23 protein-coding genes are annotated in these 21,772 nt (G+C 66.8%); 12 read left to right on the forward strand and 11 right to left on the reverse strand.

Going from position 1 to position 21,772, the window contains the following annotated elements; translation table 11 throughout:
- Positions 1 to 43 precede the first annotated feature (43 nt).
- From A6A40_RS07930 to A6A40_RS07965, 8 genes are all read right to left on the reverse strand, one after another.
- Positions 44 to 769, reverse strand: a complete 726-nt coding sequence (locus A6A40_RS07930) for a protein phosphatase CheZ (protein WP_236783607.1) — start codon at positions 767 to 769, stop codon at positions 44 to 46.
- A 210-nt stretch (positions 770 to 979) separates the two neighbouring features.
- Positions 980 to 2,092, reverse strand: a complete 1,113-nt coding sequence (locus A6A40_RS07935) for a protein phosphatase CheZ (RefSeq protein WP_063634922.1) — start codon at positions 2,090 to 2,092, stop codon at positions 980 to 982.
- Positions 2,093 to 2,222: 130 nt separating this feature from the next.
- The gene (locus tag A6A40_RS07940; RefSeq protein ID WP_012974572.1) at positions 2,223 to 2,588 is read right to left on the reverse strand and encodes a chemotaxis response regulator CheY; all 366 of its coding nucleotides are present in this window, start codon (positions 2,586 to 2,588) and stop codon (positions 2,223 to 2,225) included.
- Between the two features lie 266 nt (positions 2,589 to 2,854).
- A complete protein-coding gene (locus A6A40_RS07945) occupies positions 2,855 to 4,942 on the reverse strand; it encodes a M24 family metallopeptidase (protein ID WP_063634923.1) in 2,088 nt (695 codons plus the stop codon).
- Between the two features lie 113 nt (positions 4,943 to 5,055).
- Complete coding sequence (locus A6A40_RS07950) at positions 5,056 to 5,529, reverse strand: tellurite resistance TerB family protein (RefSeq protein ID WP_063634924.1); 474 nt, start codon at positions 5,527 to 5,529, stop codon at positions 5,056 to 5,058.
- An 80-nt stretch (positions 5,530 to 5,609) separates the two neighbouring features.
- On the reverse strand, positions 5,610 to 6,500 hold the full coding sequence (locus A6A40_RS07955) for a 50S ribosomal protein L11 methyltransferase (protein ID WP_063634925.1): 891 nt from the start codon (positions 6,498 to 6,500) through the stop codon (positions 5,610 to 5,612).
- Between the two features lie 103 nt (positions 6,501 to 6,603).
- The gene (locus A6A40_RS07960; RefSeq protein WP_063634926.1) at positions 6,604 to 7,800 is read right to left on the reverse strand and encodes a hypothetical protein; all 1,197 of its coding nucleotides are present in this window, start codon (positions 7,798 to 7,800) and stop codon (positions 6,604 to 6,606) included.
- Between the two features lie 128 nt (positions 7,801 to 7,928).
- Positions 7,929 to 10,271 (reverse strand): ATP-dependent helicase, encoded by a 2,343-nt coding sequence (locus tag A6A40_RS07965; RefSeq protein WP_063634927.1) that lies wholly within the window; start codon positions 10,269 to 10,271, stop codon positions 7,929 to 7,931.
- Between the two features lie 698 nt (positions 10,272 to 10,969).
- Between A6A40_RS07965 and A6A40_RS07970 the strand changes: the two genes are divergently transcribed.
- Positions 10,970 to 11,650, forward strand: a complete 681-nt coding sequence (locus tag A6A40_RS07970) for a LuxR C-terminal-related transcriptional regulator (protein ID WP_063634928.1) — start codon at positions 10,970 to 10,972, stop codon at positions 11,648 to 11,650.
- A 305-nt stretch (positions 11,651 to 11,955) separates the two neighbouring features.
- Positions 11,956 to 12,624: a LuxR C-terminal-related transcriptional regulator gene (locus A6A40_RS07975; protein WP_063636175.1), complete on the forward strand. Its 669-nt coding sequence runs from the start codon at positions 11,956 to 11,958 to the stop codon at positions 12,622 to 12,624.
- Positions 12,625 to 12,646: 22 nt separating this feature from the next.
- Here A6A40_RS07975 and A6A40_RS07980 read toward each other — a convergent pair whose 3' ends face one another.
- Both A6A40_RS07980 and A6A40_RS07985 read right to left on the reverse strand, forming a co-directional pair.
- Positions 12,647 to 13,360: an alpha/beta fold hydrolase gene (locus A6A40_RS07980; protein ID WP_063634929.1), complete on the reverse strand. Its 714-nt coding sequence runs from the start codon at positions 13,358 to 13,360 to the stop codon at positions 12,647 to 12,649.
- Between the two features lie 231 nt (positions 13,361 to 13,591).
- Positions 13,592 to 14,140 (reverse strand): hypothetical protein, encoded by a 549-nt coding sequence (locus tag A6A40_RS07985; RefSeq protein ID WP_063634930.1) that lies wholly within the window; start codon positions 14,138 to 14,140, stop codon positions 13,592 to 13,594.
- A 270-nt stretch (positions 14,141 to 14,410) separates the two neighbouring features.
- Between A6A40_RS07985 and A6A40_RS07990 the strand changes: the two genes are divergently transcribed.
- The 9 genes from A6A40_RS07990 to A6A40_RS08020 all read left to right on the forward strand — a co-directional run bounded on the left by A6A40_RS07990 (position 14,411) and on the right by A6A40_RS08020 (position 20,401).
- Complete coding sequence (locus A6A40_RS07990) at positions 14,411 to 14,851, forward strand: YccF domain-containing protein (RefSeq protein ID WP_063634931.1); 441 nt, start codon at positions 14,411 to 14,413, stop codon at positions 14,849 to 14,851.
- Positions 14,852 to 15,095: 244 nt separating this feature from the next.
- Positions 15,096 to 15,461, forward strand: a complete 366-nt coding sequence (locus A6A40_RS07995; protein ID WP_063634932.1) for a hypothetical protein — start codon at positions 15,096 to 15,098, stop codon at positions 15,459 to 15,461.
- A gap of 60 nt (positions 15,462 to 15,521) precedes the next feature.
- Positions 15,522 to 17,450: a DNA mismatch repair endonuclease MutL gene (mutL, locus tag A6A40_RS08000; RefSeq protein ID WP_063636176.1), complete on the forward strand. Its 1,929-nt coding sequence runs from the start codon at positions 15,522 to 15,524 to the stop codon at positions 17,448 to 17,450.
- Positions 17,451 to 17,581: 131 nt separating this feature from the next.
- The gene (locus A6A40_RS30365) at positions 17,582 to 18,358 is read left to right on the forward strand and encodes a hypothetical protein (RefSeq protein WP_146191552.1); all 777 of its coding nucleotides are present in this window, start codon (positions 17,582 to 17,584) and stop codon (positions 18,356 to 18,358) included.
- A 163-nt stretch (positions 18,359 to 18,521) separates the two neighbouring features.
- A complete protein-coding gene (locus A6A40_RS30370) occupies positions 18,522 to 18,890 on the forward strand; it encodes a hypothetical protein (RefSeq protein ID WP_146191553.1) in 369 nt (122 codons plus the stop codon).
- A 188-nt stretch (positions 18,891 to 19,078) separates the two neighbouring features.
- Positions 19,079 to 19,318: an AbrB/MazE/SpoVT family DNA-binding domain-containing protein gene (locus A6A40_RS08005; protein WP_063634933.1), complete on the forward strand. Its 240-nt coding sequence runs from the start codon at positions 19,079 to 19,081 to the stop codon at positions 19,316 to 19,318.
- Positions 19,318 to 19,653 (forward strand): endoribonuclease MazF, encoded by a 336-nt coding sequence (gene mazF / locus A6A40_RS08010; RefSeq protein ID WP_063634934.1) that lies wholly within the window; start codon positions 19,318 to 19,320, stop codon positions 19,651 to 19,653. The genes A6A40_RS08005 and mazF overlap by 1 nt, the downstream gene beginning before the upstream one ends.
- A 74-nt stretch (positions 19,654 to 19,727) precedes the next feature.
- Positions 19,728 to 20,024 carry a type II toxin-antitoxin system HigB family toxin gene (locus A6A40_RS08015; protein ID WP_063634935.1) on the forward strand — a complete coding sequence of 99 codons (297 nt, stop codon included), beginning with the start codon at positions 19,728 to 19,730 and terminating at the stop codon, positions 20,022 to 20,024.
- Positions 20,025 to 20,026: 2 nt separating this feature from the next.
- Positions 20,027 to 20,401, forward strand: coding sequence for a helix-turn-helix domain-containing protein (locus A6A40_RS08020; RefSeq protein ID WP_063634936.1), 375 nt, complete (start codon positions 20,027 to 20,029; stop codon positions 20,399 to 20,401).
- Between the two features lie 56 nt (positions 20,402 to 20,457).
- Here the strand turns inward: A6A40_RS08020 and A6A40_RS08025 are convergent, their stop codons facing one another.
- Entirely contained in the window at positions 20,458 to 21,069 is a 612-nt protein-coding gene (locus A6A40_RS08025) for an NAD(P)-dependent oxidoreductase (RefSeq protein WP_063634937.1), read from the reverse strand.
- 133 nt (positions 21,070 to 21,202) lie between these two features.
- On the opposite strand from A6A40_RS08025, the gene A6A40_RS08030 reads away from it, so the two are divergent.
- Entirely contained in the window at positions 21,203 to 21,640 is a 438-nt protein-coding gene (locus A6A40_RS08030) for a winged helix-turn-helix transcriptional regulator (RefSeq protein ID WP_063634938.1), read from the forward strand.
- Positions 21,641 to 21,772: the final 132 nt, after the last annotated feature.

A 21,772-nucleotide genomic window follows, 5' to 3' on the forward strand; every position in this document is an offset into this window, starting at 1 on the left:
GTCAGACCCTTCGCCCCCCGCAGGCAAAGGGCTTTTCCTTCACTCACCCGAACAGCGCGTCGATGTCGGCCTGGCTGATGTTGCCGCTGTCGGGGGTGGCTTCGGCCGGGCCGTGCAGATCCAGATCCTCGTCCTTCTTGGTGACGGACGGCGGCAGCGGCATCGCCTCGAACTCGCGCTTGTTCCACAGGCCCATCATCGCGTCGACGCGCTCCTCGATGAAGGACATGGCGCGGACGACCTTGGTGATGCGCTGGCCGGTCAAATCCTGGAAGTTGCAGGCCTCGTAGATGCGGACGATCACATCGACCATGTCGTTGACGCGGTCGTTGTGATAGCCCTCCGGCAGCGACGACTTCAGTTCCGACACCACCTCTTCCAGCTCTTCGGCGCAGGCCATGATGGTGTTGGTCGCGGCCTCCGTCGCGGCGACGACGGCGCTCAGTTCCTGGCTGGCCTGCTGGAACTTGTCGTCGCCGGCCAGCGGGTGGCGGATGGCGGCCATCTCCACCTTGGTCGCCTTGATGCGGCCGGAGATGTCGGCGATCTCCACCTGGATCTGGTCGATCTGCGCCGCGTCCATGGTCAGGAAGCGGTCCAGCTTGGCGCCCAGGTCGCCGATGGCGCGCAGCACCTCGGTGTTGTCGGCATGGACCACCTGGGCCGGCACCGGAAGCGCCGCCGCGGCGGCACCGTCTTCGATCAATGCCTGGAACGGGTGCCCGGATTTGCGGGCTTTCTGAAGCTCGGCCATGAAGGGCTTGGTCATCTGCTTCATCCTCGGTCCCGCCTCTCGGAAACGGCCGCCTATGGCCTGGGTGGTGGCTATGTGGGGTGGTTGATCGTCTGGTTGCGTACCGGGTCTGCGTTCTGGAACCGTCGTCCGCGCCCCATGGGGCCATCGGCCGGACGGGCGGGTCAATCGGGGGAAACCTAGGGGGGAGAGGTCGGCCGGGCGGGCCGGCGCGGCTTCCCCGCCCTATCCGAAGAGAGCGTCGATGGCCGCCTGATCGAGGGGCACCGGCGGTTCCGCCGCCGCGGGCGGCGGGGGCGGTGCGGCGGGCTTGGGAGCGGCCTTGGCCTTCGGCGCCGCGCCGGGCGGCTTCGGTACCGGCTTCTTCGCCGGCGCGGGCGCCGGAGCCGGGCTGTCGAACATGCTGTCGATGTCCGCCTGGCTCGATTGTACCGGTGCGGCGGCAGGGGCCGGCGCGTCGAACATGCTGTCGATGTCCGCCTGGCTCGCCTTCACCGGTGCGGCGGCGGGCGCCGGCGCATCGAACATGCTGTCGATGTCCGCTTGGCTCGCCTTCACCGGTGCGGGGGGCGGAGGAGGAGGCGGAGGAGGCGGAGGCGCGGGGGCAGGCGCCGCAACGGCGGCCGGGCTGTCGAACATGCTGTCGACATCGGCCTGGCTGACGCCGTGTCCGTCCAGCTGCGGACCGTTCAGCAGATGCGCATCCGGCCGGCTGTCGGTCTGCTCTTCCTTGATGACGATGCCGGCCAGGCCGTCCTCGCCCCAGATGCTGATCATGGCCATGACGCGCTGCTCGATGTAACGGAGCGCGTTGACCACCTTGCTGGTGCGCTGGCCGGTCAGGTCCTGGAAGGAACAGGCGGTGAAGATGTCGTTCACCTGCGTGTCGATCTCGCCGCACATGGCGGGATCGGCCCCGCTCGCGCGCAGCTTGCCCGCCAGATCCATCAGCCGTTCGGCCGCATTCAGAATTTCGAAGGACGCCCGTTCGGTCGATATGACGATGGCGTCGAGTTCGTTGGTGGCGGAGAGGATCTTGTCGCCGGAGCCGTCGGGTGGCCGCAGTGCCGCAACTTCCCGCCGCGCCTGTTCGATCGATGCCGCCATTTCCATCAGCTCGCGGCGCAGGACGCCGACATGCTTGCCGGCCTCCACCGCTTCGTTCTGCCGGTTCCAGGAGTCGCGGAACTCCTGGAGCATGGCGCGCACCTCTTCCGTCGCGGCCCCGAGGGACCGCCGGTGAAGCCGCCGCAGGAACGCCCTTCCCTTCGCCGATCGGGCGATGGCGTCCTCGATCTGCTCGAACTCCTCATCGGACAGCTGCGGAAGCTGCTCCAAACCGGTCCACTCCCCAAACTGGATTCGCCAGCCGCCCCAAGGACCGGGCACCGGGCGGCAAATGCCGCCGTCCACCCGGACCGGTCACGATAAGCTCCGAACGTCCCTTGCGGGATCTTCCCTCGCGGGATCAGCCGCCGATGACGGCCTGAATCTTCTGCTTCAGCGTGTCGGCGTTGAAAGGCTTCACGATGTAGTTGTTCACGCCGGCCTGCTTGGCGGCGATCACGTTCTCGGTCTTGCTTTCGGCGGTGACCATGATGAAGGGCGTGGCCGCCAGCTTGGCGTCGGCGCGGATTTCCTTCAGCAGCTGGAGGCCGGTCATCGGCTCCATGTTCCAGTCGGAAATGATGAGGCCGAACTTGCTCTCACGCAGCTTCGCCAGCGCCGACACACCGTCGCCGGCCTCGTCGATGTCGGTGTAGCCGATCTGGGTCAACAGGTTCCGCACGATGCGCCGCATGGTGGCGTAATCATCGACGACGAGGATCTTCATCTAGACGTCTCCGCAATAATCCGTTGCCGGTGTCTGTCCGGCCGTTACGCCCACCCGGCGCGGGGGCTGCGCCGTAATCCGGGAAGTGATGCCGACTGTAGTGCCCTAACTGCCGCCAAAAGTCATCCCCTTGGGACACACTGCATCAGCCTGGTAAAGAACGTGTTACCACGCGGGACATCATCTTGCCGAATCAGGGTCATCCCCACGTATGAAGTCCCTTGAGCGGGCGGGCGCACCCGATTTGATGCGGCCTCACCCCCCGTTCACAGCGGCGCCGTCGCCCCGGCGAGCCAGCGGCGGGCCGCCTCGTCCAGCAGCGGCGACAGCGACTCGCGCACCCGCGCATGGTAGGCGTCGATCCAGGCGGTCTCCGCATCGGACAGCAGCGCGCGCTCGATCGCCGAGCGGTCGATCGGCACCAAGGTAAGCGGCTCGAACTCCATCATCTGGCGCTCCGCGCCGGCCGGCATCTGGCGCTCCGCGCCCTCCGGCATCTGGCCCTCCGCGCCCTCCGGCTCCACCGACCGGACGACGATCAGGTTCTCGATGCGGATGCCGTAGGCGCCGGTCTTGTAGTAGCCGGGCTCGTTGGACAGGATCATGCCCGGCTGCAGGGCCACGCTGTTGCCGACCTTGGAGATGCGCTGCGGCCCCTCATGCACCGACAGGAAGCTGCCGACGCCGTGGCCGGTGCCGTGGTCGTAGTCCAGCCCCGCCTGCCACAGCGGCAGACGCGCCAGCGCGTCCAGCTGCGAACCCGTCGTGCCGCGCGGGAAGCGCACGGTGGACAGCGCGATGTGGCCCTTCAGCACGCGGGTGAAGCGGTCGCGCATCTCCGCCGCCAGGGCGGGATCGAGCGCGCCGACCGCCAGCGTGCGGGTGACGTCGGTGGTGCCGTCCAGATACTGGGCGCCGCTGTCCAGCAGGAACAGGCTGCCCGGTTCCAGCCGGCGGTCGGTCTCGGGAGTCACGCGGTAATGGACGATGGCGCCGTTCGGACCGGCCCCGGCGATGGTGTCGAAGCTGACACCGCGGAACCGCTCATTCTCCCGCCGGAAGGCCAGCAGCCGCTCCACCGCCGCAAGCTCGGTAAGATTGCCCTTCGGCGCCTCCTCCGAGAACCAGTGCAGGAAACGGACGATGGCGGCGCCGTCGCGGACGTGTGCGGCGCGGGTGCCGGCCAGCTCCGCCGGGTTCTTGCAGGCCTTCGGCAGGGCGCAGGGGTCGCCGTCGCGCTCCAGCTTCGCGCCGGCCAGATGCAGCCGGTCGACGATCCAGGCCGAGGTGCAGGTCGGGTCGGCCAGCACGCGGGCGGAGCCGCGGGCGACGGCGTCCAGCGCCGGCCCGAACTCCTCCACCGGCCGCACCCGCACCTGATTGCCCAGATGGGCGCGGGTCTGCGGCGCCAGCTTGCGCGGGTCGAGGAACAGGTCCACCGACGCATCGGCCGACAGGATGGCGAAGGACAGCGGCAGCGGCGTGCAAGGCACATCGGCGCCGCGGATGTTCAGCAGCCAGGCGATGCTGTCCGGCTGGGTCAGCACCGCGGCGGCGATGCCCGACCGGCCCAGCCCGTCGGCCAGACGCGCCCGCTTGTCGGCGGAGCTTTCGCCGGCAAAGGCCTCGTCCTGCGGCATCACGGGGGCGAGCGGCGCCGGCGGCTGGCCCTGCCACACCGAATCGAGCGGATTGTCCTCGCAGGCGATCAGCAGAATCCCCGCGCGTTCCAGAGCGGCGCGGGTCTTCTCCACCCAGCCGATGGTGTGCAGCCAGGGATCGAAGCCGAAGCGCCCGCCTTCCGGCAAGGCGGCGACGATCCAGTCGGTCAGCGGATCCTCGACCAGATGCCTGTACTCGTACAGGTCTGACGGCACCTCGCTGCGGACCTGCAGGGTGTAGCGGCCGTCGACGAAGATCGCGGCGCGGTCGGATGTCACCACCGCATTGCCGGCGGACCCGGTGAAGCCGGTCAGCCAGCCCAGCCGCTGGGCGCGCGGCGGCACATATTCGCCCTGATGCTCGTCGCCGCGCGGGACGATGAAGCCGTCGAGATCCCGGCGCTTCAGCGCGGCGCGCAGATCGGCAAGCCGCTGCGCCGGACCGGGCCGGGCGGGCGGCGCCTCCGCCGCCAGGACCGCCTTCAGCGCCTGGAGTTGCTCGGCCAAGGCCGGGGGCAGGGCCTCGCCCACCAGCACCAGCCACGCCGCCGGGTCCTCCCCCTCCGGCGCCGCCAGCACGCCGGCCAGCAGCGCGCGGATATCCATGGGGGAGCGGCCGGTTCCGGCCTCTGTCAGCAGGGTCGCAAGGGCGTCGTCGCCACGGTAGGCAGCGGAGGGAATCGCGCTGGGCACGGAACCTGTTCCTCGGAAGGGTGAAGCCTGTGGTCCCAGGCTAGGCACCCGGCCGGGCATGCGCAAGCGGCGGGGTGGCGGCTATGCCGGTTGGGGTGGGTCCAGCTCCGCCCCTACACCGGCAACCCCGCGTCGTCCGGCAGCCCCAGCCGCTCCAGCACGCGCTTGCGGGCTTCGCCGCGCTCGATGTCGGACACATGCAGCAGGCCGCCGATGCGGCGCAGCAGGCTGGCCTCCAGGTCGTTCAGCACGCCGTCGGCATAGGCCACCTCCCACAGCATCTCGACGATCCAGACGCGGCCGCCGGGCGGACAGCGGTCCATGATGATGCTGACATAGCGGTGGTAGGGCGACACGTCCTCGGTGTCGAAGACGGCGGCGGACAGCAGGTCCTGCGCCTCCTCCTCGGTCAGGTGGAAGTGGCGCCGGGCGACGGCGATGATGCGGTCGCGCTCCACCTGGGTGATGGTGTCGTCGGTGCGCGCGGCCTCGACCATCAGGGCGGCGGCGGCGGCCTGCAGGGCGTCCTCGCCCGGCTCGGCGCCGTCGTCGTCGCCTGCGAACAAGGACCGGATGCGGTTCAGCATGGTGGCTCCCCAGGTGATTGTCGAAACATCATACCTAGGGAAAGTCGCGACCCGGCCCTTTGGTTTCAACGTCCCCTGGCTTAACGCTTGACCACAAGAGTGGTCCATTCCCCGACCGGGATGCGCGCGACCAGACGCAGGCCCTGGTTGCGGTGGGCCTGGATGACGTGGCGCTCCTGCCGGTTCAGCAGACCGGCCAGCACGGCATAGCCGCCCTTCTTCAGATGGCGGCGCAGCTGCGGCGCCATGCGCGACAGCGGGCGTGCCAGGATGTTGGCGGTGATCAGGGTGTAGGGCTTGTGCCGACCGACGATGCGGGTGTTGTAGCCGTCGCCGCCCTGGGCGCGGATGCTGGTCTTCGCCCCGTTCAGCGCGGCGTTGATGCGGGTGACTCGCACCGCTTCGGGATCGATGTCGACGGCGGTCACGGCGACGCGCCAGCGCTTGGCCACCGCCAGCGCCAGGATGCCGGAGCCGCAGCCCATGTCGAGCGCGCCGCGACGGCCGCCGCGCGGCAGCTTCAGATGGCGTGACAGCCGGTCGAGCGCCTGGAGGCAGCCGTTGGTCGAGCCATGCTCGCCGGTGCCGAAGGCGGTCGCGGCATCGACCAGAAGCGGAATGCTGCCGGCCGGCACGATGCCCTCATGGTGGGAGCCGTGGACGAAGAAACGCCCGGCGCGAATCGGGGGGAAGCCCTGGTAGCTGTGCGACACCCAGTCGATCGGCGGCAGGTTCTCGATCGCCAGCCGCGGCTCGTCGATCCCCAGCGCCTTGGCCAGCACGGCGACGCGCGACTGGAGCCGAGCCTCGTCGGGGGCGCCGTACAGCGTCGCCTCGACCAGCCAGTTGCCGCCCTCCTCCAACTCGAAGGTCGACACCGCATCGGCATGGTCGCCCACCGCCTCGGCGAAAGCGGGCGCATGGGCTTCGGGAACGACCAGCGCGATGCGCCAGAGCGGGGTTTGCGACATGACAGGGGCTTTCCGACGACGACGCGAGAAGAAGCGGCGTTTTTAGCATCAAGCCGGAAAGAGACCAAGGATTCCGGATGCCGGCCGGATGGCAGGAAAACCCCTACCGCCCCGACAGCCGGTCGGCGATGTCGTGCATGCCCTGGGCGCGCAGGACCGACTGACGGTGGCGCACCAGACGGCGCTCCAACGCCTTCTCCATCGCCGCCCCGCCGAGCAGCGCGCCGTCCGCCCCCTTCAGCCGGTCGGCAAGGTCGCGGGTCAGCACCCCTTCCGCCTTCGCATCGCGGCGGTCGAGCGGCTGGTCGCCGGCGATGCTCTGGCGCAGCCGCTCCAGCAGCACGGCCCGGCTCTGCGGCGCGCGGCCCTGCAGGACGAGACGGCAGACCTGGAGCAGCGGCGCGGCCATCGGCGCCAGCGCCGGGTCGGGATCGCGGTCGAACAGCGCGTCGGCCAGCGCGCAGAGACCGGCATGCAGATTGGGCTGCGCGCCCAGCAGTTCCTTCATCGTGTCGGCGGACCCCATGATGTCGGCGACCACCCCGTCGAGCAGGGCCAGATGCCGCGGCCAGACGTCCTCGTCGATCATCGCCAGCAGCAGGTCCAGCTTTCCGGCCAACGTCCCGCCGCCCTCCAGATGCTGGCACAGCAGGATCAGGAACAGCGCGTCATGCCCCGCCTCCCCCACCGATTCCTCGATCCGGTTGCTGGTGCCGGGCAGGTCGGCGGCGTCGAAGCGCGGCAGGCGCCGCCGTTCGGCCAGCGCGTCGCGGGCGGCCCCGGAAACCGCCTCCACCAACTGCCGCAACTCGCGGGCACGGGCGGCATGCGACACGCCGTGAAGGTCGGCATGATGGCGGGCAACCGCATGGATGGCGGCGCCCAGCAGCGCGCCCTGCTCCTCCAGCCGGCGGAACAGCGGCCAGGAATGCAGCAGCTCGGTCGGGGTGATTCGCTGGGCATCCAGATAGGGCCGCAGCAGCCGGCCGATGACCACCCGGCTTTCGAAGCCGCGCAGATCGTCCGGATTGCGGCAGAGCGGCGCCCCTTCCGCCGTGCCGCCCAGGGTCAGGCCCTTGCGCGCGACCTGGGGGGCGGTCTTGTGCAGGATCACCGTTTCCAGCGACAGGCCGGCGATGGTGCGGAACTTCACCACCTTGGCCTCCTCCACCCCGGAGGCGGCCAGTTGGGAGCGGGCGGCCGACAGGGCCGACTCCTGGTCGGTGTAGGCGCCTTCGATCAGCCAGCGCCCCTCGCGACGGCTCTGCACCTCGTAACTGACGCTGCCCGTTCCGAACACGGCGGAAGACCTCCGGCTCCGTTGCAATGCTGCAATAGTGGCCGCTGGCGGGAGCCGCCGCTGTGACGGCCGTCACAGTGCGGCAAACCGGCAGCCGGCATTGTCCCCTGCCCCCCTTGCCCGCCCCGTCAGCCGGCCTTCTCGGCAGGCACGACGAAGCTGTCCATCACCTTCTTGGTGCCGGAATGGTCGAAATCGATCTCCAGCTTGTCCTCCGCCACCGTGATGACGGTGCCGTAACCGAATTTCTGGTGGAACACGCGCGCCCCCTTGGCGAAGGGCGCATCGGGCCGCGGCCGCGGCGCCACCGCATAGGCGCCCTGGTCCAGCGTGATCGTCTTGGGCGCCGGCGCCTGCCGGGTGGAGCCGCGGAACTGGAAGCCGCCGGCGCCCCCGCCATAGCCGCCAGACCCGCCGCCGAAACCTCCGCCGAAACTCCCCCGCCCGCCGCTGCCGGCGAACAGGCCGTTGGCGGCCTCGGCCTCGACATTGTCCTGCGGGATTTCCTCGACGAAGCGGGACGGCAGGGCGCTGACCCAGTTGCCGTAGAGCCGGCGGTTGGCGGCATGGCTGACATAGGCGCGGCGGCGCGCGCGGGTCAGGCCGACATAGGCCAGCCGCCGCTCCTCCTCAAGCCCGGCGATCCCGGTCTCGTCCAGCGCGCGCTGGTTGGGGAACACGCCCTCCTCCCAGCCCGGCAGGAAGACATGGTCGAACTCCAGCCCCTTGGCGCCGTGCAGGGTCATCACCGTGACCTGCTCGATCCCGGCGGCCTCGGCATTCTCCATCACCAGCGCGACATGCTCCAGGAAGCCCGGCAGATTCTCGAACTCCGCCATGGCGGTGATCAGTTCCTTCAGGTTCTCCAACCGTCCGGGGGCCTCGGGCGTCTTGTCCTCCTGCCACATGCGGGTGTAGCCGGATTCGTCCAGGATGGTGCGGGCAAGCTCGGTGTGCGGCACCGTCGCCATCAGCGTCCGCCAGCGGAAGAAATCCTGCAGCAGGCCGCGCAGGGTGGCGCGCAGCTTCGGCTTCAGCTCGTCCGTCTCGGTCAGCGCCCAGCCGGCCTCGGTCAGCGAGATGCCTTGCGCCCGCGCCGCGGTGTAGAGGGTCTGCATGGCCGCCGGCCCGACGCCGCGCTTGGGCAGATTGACGATGCGCTCGAAGGCGAGATCGTCGTCGCCCGAATTGACCACGCGGAAATAGGCCATCGCATCGCGGATTTCCTGCCGCTCGTAGAAGCGCGGACCGCCCAGCACCTTGTATGGCAGGCCGAGCGTGATGAAGCGTTCCTCGAACTCGCGGGTCTGGAAGCCGGCGCGGACCAGCACCGCGATCTGCGCCAGCGACGTGCCCTTGCGCTGCAGCGTCTCGATCTCCTCGCCGACCCAGCGCGCCTCCTCCTCGCCGTCCCACACCGCCTTGACCTTGACCGGCTCGCCGCCGTCGGCCTCGGTCCACAGCGTCTTGCCGAGACGGCCCTGGTTGTTGGCGATCAGGCCCGATGCCGCCGCCAGGATATGGCCGGTGGAGCGGTAGTTCTGCTCCAGCTTGATGATGGTCGCGCCGGGGAAGTCGGTCTCGAAGCGCAGGATGTTGCCGATTTCCGCACCGCGCCAGGCATAGATCGACTGATCCTCGTCACCGACGCAGCAGATATTCTTGTGCGCCTGCGACAGTATCCTCAACCAAAGATACTGCGCCACGTTGGTGTCCTGATACTCGTCCACCAGCAGATATTTGAACTTGCGGTGATACTCCGCCAGCACGTCCGGGTGGTTCTGGAAGATGGCGAGGTTGTGCAGCAGCAGGTCGCCGAAGTCGCAGGCGTTCAGGGTGCGCAGGCGGTCCTGGTAGGCGCGGTAGATCGCCACCACCCGTCCGCCGGCCACGTCGCCGCCGTCGGCGTCGCCCAGGCGGTCGGGGGTCAGGCCGCGGTCCTTCCAGCGCTCGATCGCGCCCAGCACCTGCCGGGGCGGCCATTTCTTGGAATCGATGTTCTCGGCTGCCAGAAGCTGCTTGATCAGGCGGACCTGATCGTCGGTGTCGAGAATGGTGAAGTTCGACTTCAGCCCGACCAGCTCGGCATGGCGGCGCAGGATGCGGGCGGCCAGCGCGTGGAAGGTGCCGAGCCACCAGCCCTCCGGCTCGATCCCCACCAGATGGGCGACGCGCTCGCGCATCTCGCGGGCGGCCTTGTTGGTGAAGGTCACGGCCAGGACCTGGAAGGCGGCGGCGCGGCGGGTCATCAGCAGATGGGCCAGCCGGGTGGTCAGCACCCGCGTCTTGCCGGTGCCGGCGCCCGCCAGAACCAGCACCGGCCCGTCCAGCGCCTCCACCGCCGCCCGCTGGGTCGGGTTCAGCCCGTCCAGATAGGCGAAGCGCTGCGCCGCGCTTGGAAAGCCCGTGGCCGGACCGGCTGCGGGTGGAGCGGCATGGCTCAACGGATCGTCGTCGTACGCGTCTGACATGGTCGGCCCGGCTTGGAGAAATGAAGAATACTCGGCTCAAGCATGGGAATGCTGTCTTGCAGTCGGAACGTATATAGCACAGAGCGACCCGGCACGAACCCCGCGAGAAACCCCGCCCTCCGTTCGGGAAAGTGCGTCCGCGCGGCCAAGCCTAAGCAGGCTTCTCCAGATCGGGCCACAGGCCCGGCCTGGAGAAGCCTGCGGACTCCATGGTTTTGCAGGTTTTCCGAGCCCGCCCATCTGTGGGCGGAGTTCGGAAAACCTGCTTAGGCCGAAGGGCGGGCGCTCAGGACATAGGCCTCCAACCACCGGACGGGGGTGCAATCATCATGCAGCCCATTCCGGCCGACAATGAAGTCCCGCCATATTGCATCCGAGAAACACGATCAAGTCAGAGACCATCGATTAACGAATTGCCCTTTTCTGTCACAGCCGGTTATTCCACTCGACCATCGAAGTTCGAATTATGTCCGCATCTTGTCTTATCCAGGCTTACGACATATGCCCATTGCTCGACGCGAAATTTACCTAAGCGAAATTTTGCGCCGCGCAAATCGGGGGTATCTATGGATCACAACGGGGCACCCCACACCCTGAGGGGGGAAGCGGGCCGGACGCGGGAGCGACGGTCGGGGATGCCCCGGAAGCGCCATTCGGCGCCACTTTGATCGGAACGGAACAAAAGGCGGGCTGAGACCATGGATGCCATCAACGTTTTCCTCATCGATGCCAACAAGCTTTTCCGTGAAGGCATGAAGCGCCTGTTCGAAGGCACGTCCTTCAACGTCGTCGGCGAGGCCGGCAGCCTGCGCGAAGGCCTGACGGCGCTCGGCACCGGCACCACCCCCGACCTGATCCTGATCGATCTGCCGAGTGGCGCCGACGAGGAAGTGGAGGCGATGCGCACGCTGCGCGAGGGGCACCCGTCGATCCGGATCGTCATCCTGACCAACGACCTGGAAACCCGCCGCCTGTCGGCCGCACTGGGTGCCGGCGCCGGAGGCTACCTGCTGAAGGACATCGCCTGCGAAGCGCTGATGCAGTCGCTGAAGCTGGTGATGATGGGCGAGAAGGTGTTCCCGACCCATCTGGCCGAGCTGCTGGTCAGCGGCCGCACCGAGGACATGGGTGCCGAGTTGCCGACCCGCCGCAAGGGCCTGTCGCAGCGCGAGGTGCAGATCCTGCGCTGCCTGCTGAGCGGCAACAGCAACAAGATGATCGCCAACCACCTGAACATCACGGAAGCCACCGTGAAGGTTCATCTGAAAAGCCTGCTGCGCAAGATCAACGCGTCCAACCGCACCCAGGCCGCCATCTGGGCGCTGAACAACGGCATTGGCGACCAGGCCGCGGAGACGGGCGTCGCCGCCACCGTCTGATCCCCTTCCGGTCCAGCATTTCGCCGAAGGTCTCGCCCGCTTTCCGTCCAGGCCGCCCGCCCCTTCCATCCGGGGCCGGCGGTCGGCGGAGCGGCGCGGTGCCGTTTTCCGGGACCGCGCCTTATCCCATTCCGGTGCGGTGCCGTTCCGGCCCCCGCTTCGGGGACGGAATACACCGGCATAGAGGAAGCGGTCTAAGACCAAAAGCGAACTACAGCGTCAGAATGGCCGTGCCTATGTGAACGTCCGGGCCGATGACGCCATCCCGGCGTGACATCGCCGCAACCATCCTGGAAATGCCCGCGATGAACGTGCTGATCGCCGACGATCACCTGTTGTTCCGAGATGGTCTGCGCCGCCTGTTGGCGCAATTCGACGCCGACATGACATTCTTCGAGGCCAGCACCTATGACGAGGTGAGGACGCTCTGCGACGGGACGAGAGCCTTCGACCTGATCCTGCTTGATCTCGGCATGCCGGGCTGGACCGGCTTCTCGGCGCTGGGCGACATCCATGCCGGCCTGCCCAAGGCCCTGCTGGTGGTGGTGTCGGGATCGGAGAAGCGCTCCGACCTTCTGGCCGCGCTGGAGAACGGCGCCGCCGGCTACATCCCGAAATCCTCCAGCGCCAAGGTGCTGCTGGGTGCGCTGCAGCTGGTGCTCGCCGGCGGCATCTATCTTCCCGAACAGGCGATCCGCGGCGACCGCGTCGATCAGATGCAGGGCGGCTATGGCAGCGGCGCTGCCGGCGAGGCGCCGGACGAGTCCGCCGCGTTCGGCAACGGCATCGGCGACCAGCTGACGCCGCGCCAGCGCGACGTTCTGGCCCGCCTGCGCGACGGCAAGTCCAACAAGCAGATCGCCCACGAGCTTGGGCTGACGGAAGGCACGGTGAAGGTGCATGTCACCGCCATCCTGCGGCATCTGGGCGTGCGCAACCGCACGCAGGCCGCGCTGACGGCGCAGAGCCTGTAGCCGTCAGAGGCAGGTGCGGCCCCTACCGCTGCGCCCGCTCCACCGCGGAGACCAGGGCCAGCAGGGCGCCGCGCAGTTCGGCGGCATGGGTGCGCGGGCGCACGGCGGCGGCATCGGGCACCGCAACGACGGTCAGCGTCCGACAGCCGGTCAGCCGGCTTTCGAGCAGGGCGAACAGCTCCGCCGGCTCGCTTCCCTGCATCAGCGTCACCGGCACCCGCACCGCCGGCAGTTCCGCCCCCAGTTCGCCGAGGCGGTCGGTCAGGTTCCTGGGCCGCGGCCGGCCGAACCGGGCGGACAGCGCGTTCCAGTGCCGCCGCAGCGGCGAATCGGCCCCGACATCGTCGACGATCATCACGCCGCCGACCCGATCCGGAAAATCCAGCACCGCGACGATGGCGAGCGGCGCCGTCACCGCACTCGCCACCAGCACCGGCCGCCGGCCGCCCCGCTCCGCCAGCAGCGGCGACAGCCGCGCCGCGGCGGAGGCGGGCAAGGTCAGCCATTCCTGCCCCGACGGAACATGGTCGAGCAGGCGCCACCAGGCCCCCTTGCCGGGATGGAGAAAGATCACCCGCCGCCCCGACGGATCGCCCGCCCGGTCCACCTTGCGGTCGCCGGACGAACCGACATCGATGCCGGCATCCATCCGGTCCGACGCCGTGCCGTCCACCGCGACGCGGACGGACTTCGCCCGTCCGGTACGGACGGTGGAGGGCTGGCTGTGAAAGAACACGTTGGGGTTCCCCGGTGCTGGCGTTCCGCGATGGGACTTTCCCACCGCCGAATCCAACCCTAACGAAGCCGAACGCAAGTCGTCCCGTACGATAAATCGGGCAAAACCCTTAACACGGCCTGGAAAGCCACCCTGTCCGCAAAAGGTTTCAGCCGCCGCCGAAATGGCTCAAAAACAAAGCAAATCCCATTACTTGCCGGTGCTGCTCCCGCCGGCGCCATGCGGCGGCGCTCAATGCAGCGTCACCTCCATGTCCTCGCCGTCCGGCGCCACCGCCATCGGGCGGCGCAGTTCGCCGGCCAGACTCCGCCATTCCGGCGCTCCGCCCAGCTGTTGCAGCAACTGCGCGGTGAAGGCGAAGACGGCGTGTTCCAGCGGCCCGTTGTCCTCGGCATGGGCGTTGACGGTCAGGCAGGACTCGGCCGCGCTCTCGAAGATGGCGGCGGCGGCGCTGCTGCCCGGTCCGGGATCGGGCAGCGGCACGGCCTTCGGCGTCTCCCCGCTCACCCGCAGGCGCGACAGGTTGTCGGCCAGCAGGCGGGTGCGGATGGCGTTGTCGACCGCAGCGGCCATGGTGTAGCCGGCCTCTTCCTCGACGGTGGCGCGCAGGACGCGCAGGCCGGCGATCAGCCCGCGGACGACGTCGCCGCCGTTGCCGCGCTTGGCCGCCGCCGCGACGGCGGTGCCAAGGATGGCGGCGACCACCGGCGCCAGCGACTCGCCCTCGCGCGCAATGTTCGGCGCATCGGCGCCGGGGTCGGTGTTCAAAGCCTCGTTCATGCGGCCTCCGATCCGTATGGTCCGGAAACGGGCGGCCCGTCGGCGGTGATGCCGGCGGAGGACCTGTCCGGACGCGTCGTCATGATGCCTGTTCCTGATCTGTGGGTCCGTCGGATCCGGTTCAAGGCATGGAATGCATGCCCCTCCCCCTCTTTCGCGCCGCCGGACGGGGTGCCCCGCCCCTGCGGCAGGTCCCGCAATCGAAAGCCGCCCCTCTGGTCCACGGCACGGGCCGTCCCCACATCTGCGGCGAAAGGGAGGGTTCCTGTCATGCCTCTGCTCAGTCTTCTCCTCAATGCGCTGTGGTTGATCACGGGCGGCATCTGGATGGCGCTCGGCTGGCTTCTGGCCGCGGTCCTGATGGCTCTGTCCATCATCGGCCTGCCCTGGGCCCGGTCCGCCCTGACCATCGCCTGGTACACCCTGCTTCCCTTTGGACAAACCGCCGTACGCCGGGATGAGTTCCGCGGGCGCGAGGACATGGGCACCGGCGCGCTGGGCTTCATCGGCAACGTGGTGTGGTTCGTGCTGGCCGGCTGGTGGCTGGCCCTCGGCCATCTGATCGCCGCGGTGGGGCTCGCCATCACCATCATCGGCCTGCCTTTCGCCTGGGCGCATCTGAAGCTGGCCCTGCTGGCGCTCTGGCCGGTCGGAACCGAGATCGTACCGGCCCAGGATGCCGACCGCCGCCGCATGCTGGGCCGGATCTGACGATCCCGCAGCCGACGGCCCCCGGTTCCGTCAGGGCTTGAGCGGAACCGGGGCCGCCGCCGCAGGACGCTGGCCTCCAATCAACCGGACATGCCGTTGCCGCGGGACCATGTTTGCAGTGCGAAAATTTCCGTTCCGAAACCGATGCTTACGTCATTAACCGTTGCTAAAGGATATACGCCCGAAACTGTCGCAGTATGTCAGCGTGGTTTCAGGCTTCCGGAACGAGGGGACATCGCTCTTCATGTCTTGGCTGTCGATCTTTTCCGGGGGCAACAAGGCGTCCGGCGACGCGAAAACGAGCAGCGGACCGCAAAAGGAACGCCCATCCGCGCCGCCGACCATCGTCATCGACCACCATGAGTATGTGCCGGAGGAGTTCGTCCTCGGCTCGTTCCGCATCCGTCCCTATGACGGCGACCTGATCGCCAAGCAGAAGTTCGATTTCCGCCTGCAGTTCGACCTTGGCGGCGATCCGGTGGACGTCTCCTGCATCGGCATGGTGGTGAAGATGACGGAGGAAGCCGGCCTCGTCGCCCGCTACCAGTCGCCGCAACCCTTCTACGAACGCAAGCTGATCGATTATCTGAAGGCGCTGCGGGGCCTGTAAGACGCCGTTTCCGCCCGAAGATGGTGGTGCCGCGCGGCGGCTGCCACTATATCTATGGGCATGCCGATCCGTCTTCTCCCTGAAACGCTCGTCAACCGCATCGCCGCCGGCGAGGTGGTCGAACGTCCCGCCGCCGCCGTCAAGGAACTGGTGGAGAACGCCATCGACGCCGGCGCCACCCGCATCGACGTGGTGGCGCGCGACGGCGGCAAGTCGCTGATCGCCGTCACCGACGACGGCTGCGGCATGACCCCGGACGAGCTGGTGCTGGCGGTCGAACGCCATGCCACCTCCAAGCTGCCGGGCGACGACCTGCTCGACATCCGCTCGCTGGGCTTCCGGGGGGAGGCGCTGCCCTCCATCGGCGCGGTCAGCTGCCTGACCATCACCAGCCGAGCCCGCGGCGCCGACAGCGCCTGGAGCCTGACGGTGGATGCCGGGGCGAAGGGGTCGCCGCAGCCGGCGGCGCTGGCGCAGGGCACGCGGATCGAGGTGCGCGACCTGTTCGCCGCCGTGCCGGCCCGGCTGAAGTTCCTCAAGGCCTCGCGCACCGAATACGACCACATCGCCGATTGCCTGGAACGGCTGGCGATGGCCCATCCCGGCGTCGCCTTCACGCTCAGCGACGGCGGGCGCGGCGGGCTGCGGCTGAGCGCGGCGCAGGGCGAGCTGCTGGACGCCCGGCTGACCCGGCTGGGCGCGCTGATGGGCCGCGATTTCCAGGAGAATGCCGTGCCGGTGACGGCGGCGCGCGAGGGCGTGACGCTGGCCGGCTGGATCGGCCTGCCGACCCTGCACCGCCCGACCGCCAAGCACCAGCACCTGTTCGTCAACGGCCGCCCGGTGCGCGACAAGCTGATGGTGGGCGCGGTGCGCGCCGCCTATGCCGATTTCCTGCCGCGCGACCGCCACCCGATGCTGGCGCTGTTCCTCGACATCGACCCGCAGGAGGTCGACGTCAACGTCCATCCGGCCAAGGCCGAGGTGCGGTTCCGCGACCAGGGTCTGGTGCGCGGCCTGATCGTCGGCTCGCTGAAGCACGCGCTGGCCGAGGCCGGACACCGTGCCTCCACCACCGTCGGCCTCGCCACGCTGGGCGCCCTGCGGCCCGAATCGGCGGGAGAGACCGACGGCCAAAGGGATGGCGGCTTCACCCCCTCCCCCCTGCCCTACGGCCGCTCCGGCGGCGGCGGTTCGGGCGGGAGTTGGGGCGGATCCTACATGCCGACCGCCGTGCCGCGCGGACTGGCGGAGCGTTCCGCCGCCTTCCAGGCGCCGTCCCAGACGGGGCTGCCGCCGCTGCAGGGCCGTCTCAGCGGCTTCGGCAACGGCTTCGCCCCCTCGGCCCGCCCGCCGGAATACCGCGCCCCCGACCCGTCCGCGCAAAAGCCCGAGCCGCCGCCCGACAGCCACCCGCTGGGGGCGGCACGGGCGCAGGTCCACACCACCTACATCGTGGCCCAGACCCGCGAGGGCATCGTCATCGTCGACCAGCACGCCGCCCATGAACGGCTGGTCTATGAGCGGATGAAGACCGCCCTGCTGGAAGGCGGGGTGAAGCGCCAGGCCCTGCTGATCCCCGAACTGATCGAGCTGGACGAGCCCTCCGCCAACCGCCTGCTGGCCCGCAGCGCCGAACTGGCCGAGCTGGGTCTGGTGATCGAGGGCTTCGGCCACGGCTGCGTCATGGTGCGCGAGGTTCCGGCCCTTCTCGGCCAGTCCGACGTGAAGAACCTGATCCGCGACCTTGCCGAGGAACTGTCCGAACTGGGCGACGCCCTGTCGCTGAAGGAGCGGCTGGAGGAGGTCTGCGCGACGATGGCCTGCCACGGGTCTGTCCGCGCCGGCCGCACGCTCAGCGTCGACGAGATGAACGCATTGCTGCGGCAGATGGAGGCGACTCCGCACAGCGGGCAATGCAACCACGGGCGGCCGACTTATGTGGAGTTGAAGCTGGCGGATATCGAGAGGTTGTTCGGGCGGAGGTAGGAGAAAATCATTGCGGATCTATTCCGACTAATTTGCGAGTGAAAGAATGAAAGAATTTACATTTGAAAACTGCGCAGAAATAATAGTCAGACAACATCTACATAGAAAATCTCTGTCAAATCCATATCGGGATGAATTGGACGGCTTGGCTTGGCCAGGAATTGTTCTCGCTCCATCAGGGCGAGATGGTGTTGTTTGACAAAACCATCTCTTCAGCAACTCAAGACCTCGCCGATTTATTGAGGAGAGATGTTTGGTCTATTGGCTACTATGAATGGCTGAATTTGGTGAGGGAAAGCGTAGCGTATGCCCTAGACGCCATCAATCCGAATACAGACTTTCCTATTATGGTTAGAGATTTTTTAGATTCCGTCAAGTCGTCTTTGAATCAGAGTAGTGCCACAATAGGTAGCTTTGAATTCGCATTTGGCTGTACATTGTTCGATGGCATCACGCCTTCCCCACATCGTATCGGCTCGGTCCTCCTGGAAGCTCGCCAAGACTGGCTGGAGCGCAAGTTTGCTGACGGTGCTATATCGAGTCTGATGCGGGAACGTTTGCTGCGTGCTTGGAATGGCCAACAAAACCGTAAGCGCAAGCGGACCCGCGATAGCTATATTGAAAAATCAATATTAAGCATGAGCAATGACGCTCCGTTCATCTGCAGCGTCACAACTAATAGCATGACTTTTGGCTTCGGTCGTCAGCGAGCAAAAATTGCAGCGAGGCTTGCACTAGCTTCCATCGCACTACTGTGGAACCCGACATCAAAAGTGTTGGACAAGATGAATTTGGTAGAGGATCGCACCTTTCGAATCATAAATGAAATTTCTTTTCAAAATAGAAAAATTTTTTTGCGGGAGTCGCAAGTCACACTCGCCGGCTGGGCAAAAGTTAACCGAAGGTGAATGGAATGAATTCCGATCAAATTTTTCCAGTCATTTTGCCATATTAGGAATTATATTAAACTCTATCACTGATCCCACTGTTCCTTCGAATTCCAAAAAGACAATTCATTATCTTACCCATGCACTAATGTGGTTCTACCAAGGCTGTCGAGAGGATGAGCATGTGATCGCCGTCATCAAATTCGCTGCAGCTCTGGACTGCTTAGCTTTGGGTAATTACAAGAAAGGTATCATAAATCTAATTACAGCACGGACGGGAATTAAAAATGACCAAAGCCTTTGGATTAGAGGGAATCAAACTGCCGAAGATGCGGTTGAGGAGATTTATGATTATGCCCGCAATGCAACATTGCATGGCCGTAAGGACGACAAGAAAGGTAGGCCAGACAGCATGCCATTTAACGACTGGGAACCAGCACGCGAACGTGCCGAGGCTTTGGCCCGATACTGCCTGCTCACATGCATTGATTGGACAGCGCAGAACCCTGGCATTGATGAACCGGATCACTGGAAAACAGTGACAGAGGCATAATAGAACACCATCGGATATCTCTTTGGGTAAATGAAAGCCCGAAGATTGGATGTTTCCAGATCTGCCTTAATCCTAAAAGATACATTTGGAATATTTCATATTTCCATCGAGCCTATCCCATACTTCGCACCCATCGACACCTGCCCCGAACGCATGTATAGTCCCCGTATCTACGACGGGAGCCCCCCATGCGCACCGAAGTCGCCCGTTGGGGCAACAGCCTTGCCCTTCGCCTGCCGCGGCCGATTGCCGATCAGACCGGCTTTGCCGAAGGCACGCCGGTGGAAATCGAGGTCGAGGACGGGCGCATCGTCATTCGTCCGGCCATGCCGCGCTACGCCCTGGACGATCTGCTCGCCGGCATCACGGCGGACAATCTGCCGGACGAATCCTTCGACGATGAACCGCGTGGGCAGGAATTGCTGTGATGTTGCCGGATCGCGGCGATCTGGTGTGGATCGACTTCACGCCGCAGGCAGGACATGAGCAAGCAGGACGACGCCCCGGATTGGTGCTGTCGCCCCGCGCCTATCACAATCGCACGCCCTTCGTCGTGGTCTGCCCGATCACCAGCAAGGTGAAGGGCTATCCGTTCGAAGTCGCGTTGCCGCCGGGGCTCGCGGTCGGCGGGGTCGTGCTGGCCGATCAGGTAAAAAGCCTCGACCGTCGCGTTCGCCAACTCACCCCTGCCGGCTCGGTACCCGAGGCGGTGCTCCAGCAAGTGCTTGCCAAACTGGCGCCACTGCTGTCGCTCCGCCTCTGACACCGGCCACCAAACGGCAGTGTCAAGCAATGGCAAATCTTGCTCCCACCACGGGAGCGCTATAAACTCCCTCCATGCGGATCATTTCACGGCGAACTCTGCGGGAGCACTGGGAGAAGCCTGGCCGGAGTGACAGCGAGGCACCGTTGACGGATTGGTTCAACGTCGTTCGCAACGTCGACTGGTCGGATACGGCAGCGGTCAAGGCTCAGTTCCGCTCGGCGTCTTTTGTGGGTGACCGGGTGGTCTTCAACATTGCCGGCAACAAGTACCGGCTGGTTGCCGGAATCGATTACCGGTATCGCACGGTTTATGTGAAATGGGTCGGCACGCATCGGGAATACGACGCCATCGACGTGAGAACGGTGTAATCATGGATGTTCGCCCAATCCGGTCCGATGAGGACCACGCCACCGCCCTGGAGGAGATCGAACGCCTGTGGGGCGCCGATCCCGACACCGACGACGGTGCGCGGCTCGAAATCCTGATGATGCTGGTGGACGCCTATGAAGAGGCCAACCACCCGATTCCGCCGAGCGACCCGATCAGCGCCATCGAGTTCATGATGGACCAGCGCGGGCTGACCCGGCACGATCTGGAACCGATGATCGGCAGCCGCGCCCGTGTCGCCGAAATCCTGAACCGCAAGCGGGCCTTGACCTTGCCGATGATCCGGCGGCTGTCGGAAGGGTTGAAAATCCCCGTCGATATCCTGGTGCGCGACTATCCCGTCAAACGGGCGGCCTGACCAGACTGCCAAACACCAACGGGCGGCGCTCCCTTGCGAACGCCGCCCGCCTCCCCTCAGTACCCCACCGTGAAGCGCTTGCGCTCATGCTTCGGCGTCTCGATCTCGTCGGCCAGCGCCACGGCGAAGTCCTCGTAGCTGATCCAGCTGCGGCCGCTCTCGTCCGCCAGCAACCCGTCGGTTCCCAGCCGGAACTTGCCCGTCCGCTCGCCCAGCACGAAGTCGGCGGACGGCGACAGGAAGGTCCAGTTCAGGGTGGGTTCGGCCTTCAGGCGGTCGAGGAACTCGGCGCCCTTGGTGGCTTCGGCGCGGTAGGCCTCGGGGAATTCCGGCAGGTCGAGCACGCGCACGCCCGGCGCCACCTCCAGGCTGCCGGCGCCGCCGACCACCAGATAGCGCGGCACGCCCGACGCCTTCACCGCGCCGATCAGGCTGTCGGCATCGCCCATCAGGAACATCACGGCGCTGACCACCGCGTCATGACCGGCCAGCAGCGGGGCCAGCGTCGCGGCGTCGTTGGCGTCGCCGGCCTTCACCGTCAGGCCGGGGGCGGCGGCGACCTTGGACGGATCGCGGACGATGGCGGTCACGGCATGCCCACGGCTGAGCAGTTCGGCCTGGATGCGGCTGCCGGCGCGGCCGGCGGCGCCGATGATGGCGATGTTCATGGCAGATGTCCTCTGACTGGGTTTCCAATGGTGACTTGATGCCGTTTTGGAAATCTGGTGTAAAGAAGGCACCTTTTCGTGACATGGTCACCCGCATGTAACCGCCGGGCGGCCCGCTTGGGAGTGGATGGGGATGGACAGGACCTTGCTGGGGCTGGGCGGCAAACGGCCGTCGGAGATGGATCAGCTGCCGGACGCCTATGCCTCCGGTTGTCCGACCCGGCATGCGCTCGACCGCATCGCCGACAAATGGACGGTGCTGATCCTGGGTTTGCTGGAAGGCGGACCGATGCGCTTCAACCAGCTGCGCCGGGAGATCGAGGGCATTTCGCAGAAGATGCTGTCGCAGACCCTGAAAAGCCTGGAGCGCGACGGGCTGGTCAGCCGCAAGGTGTTCGCCACCGTGCCGGTCACCGTCGAATACGCCATCACCCCGCTGGGCGCCACGCTGGCCGAAACGCTGGTGCCGCTGCGCATCTGGGCCGAGACCCACATCGCCCAGCTGTTGGAATCGCGCGCCGCCTATGACCGGGCCGAGAGCGACGCCCCGGCCCGGCTGGACGTCGCTTAACCCGGATCGCCGGGCATTCCTTGCGCCTGCGGATGATGCACTCTATCCGGTTCGGCAGCGATTCGGGATCCGGTTGCGGTCCTGTCCGGCGGGCTCGCTGCGTGCCGCCTTGAACCGGGGATGCCGCTCGGA

This window comes from Azospirillum humicireducens, assembly GCF_001639105.2.
GTDB classification, from domain to species: Bacteria; Pseudomonadota; Alphaproteobacteria; order Azospirillales; family Azospirillaceae; genus Azospirillum; species Azospirillum humicireducens.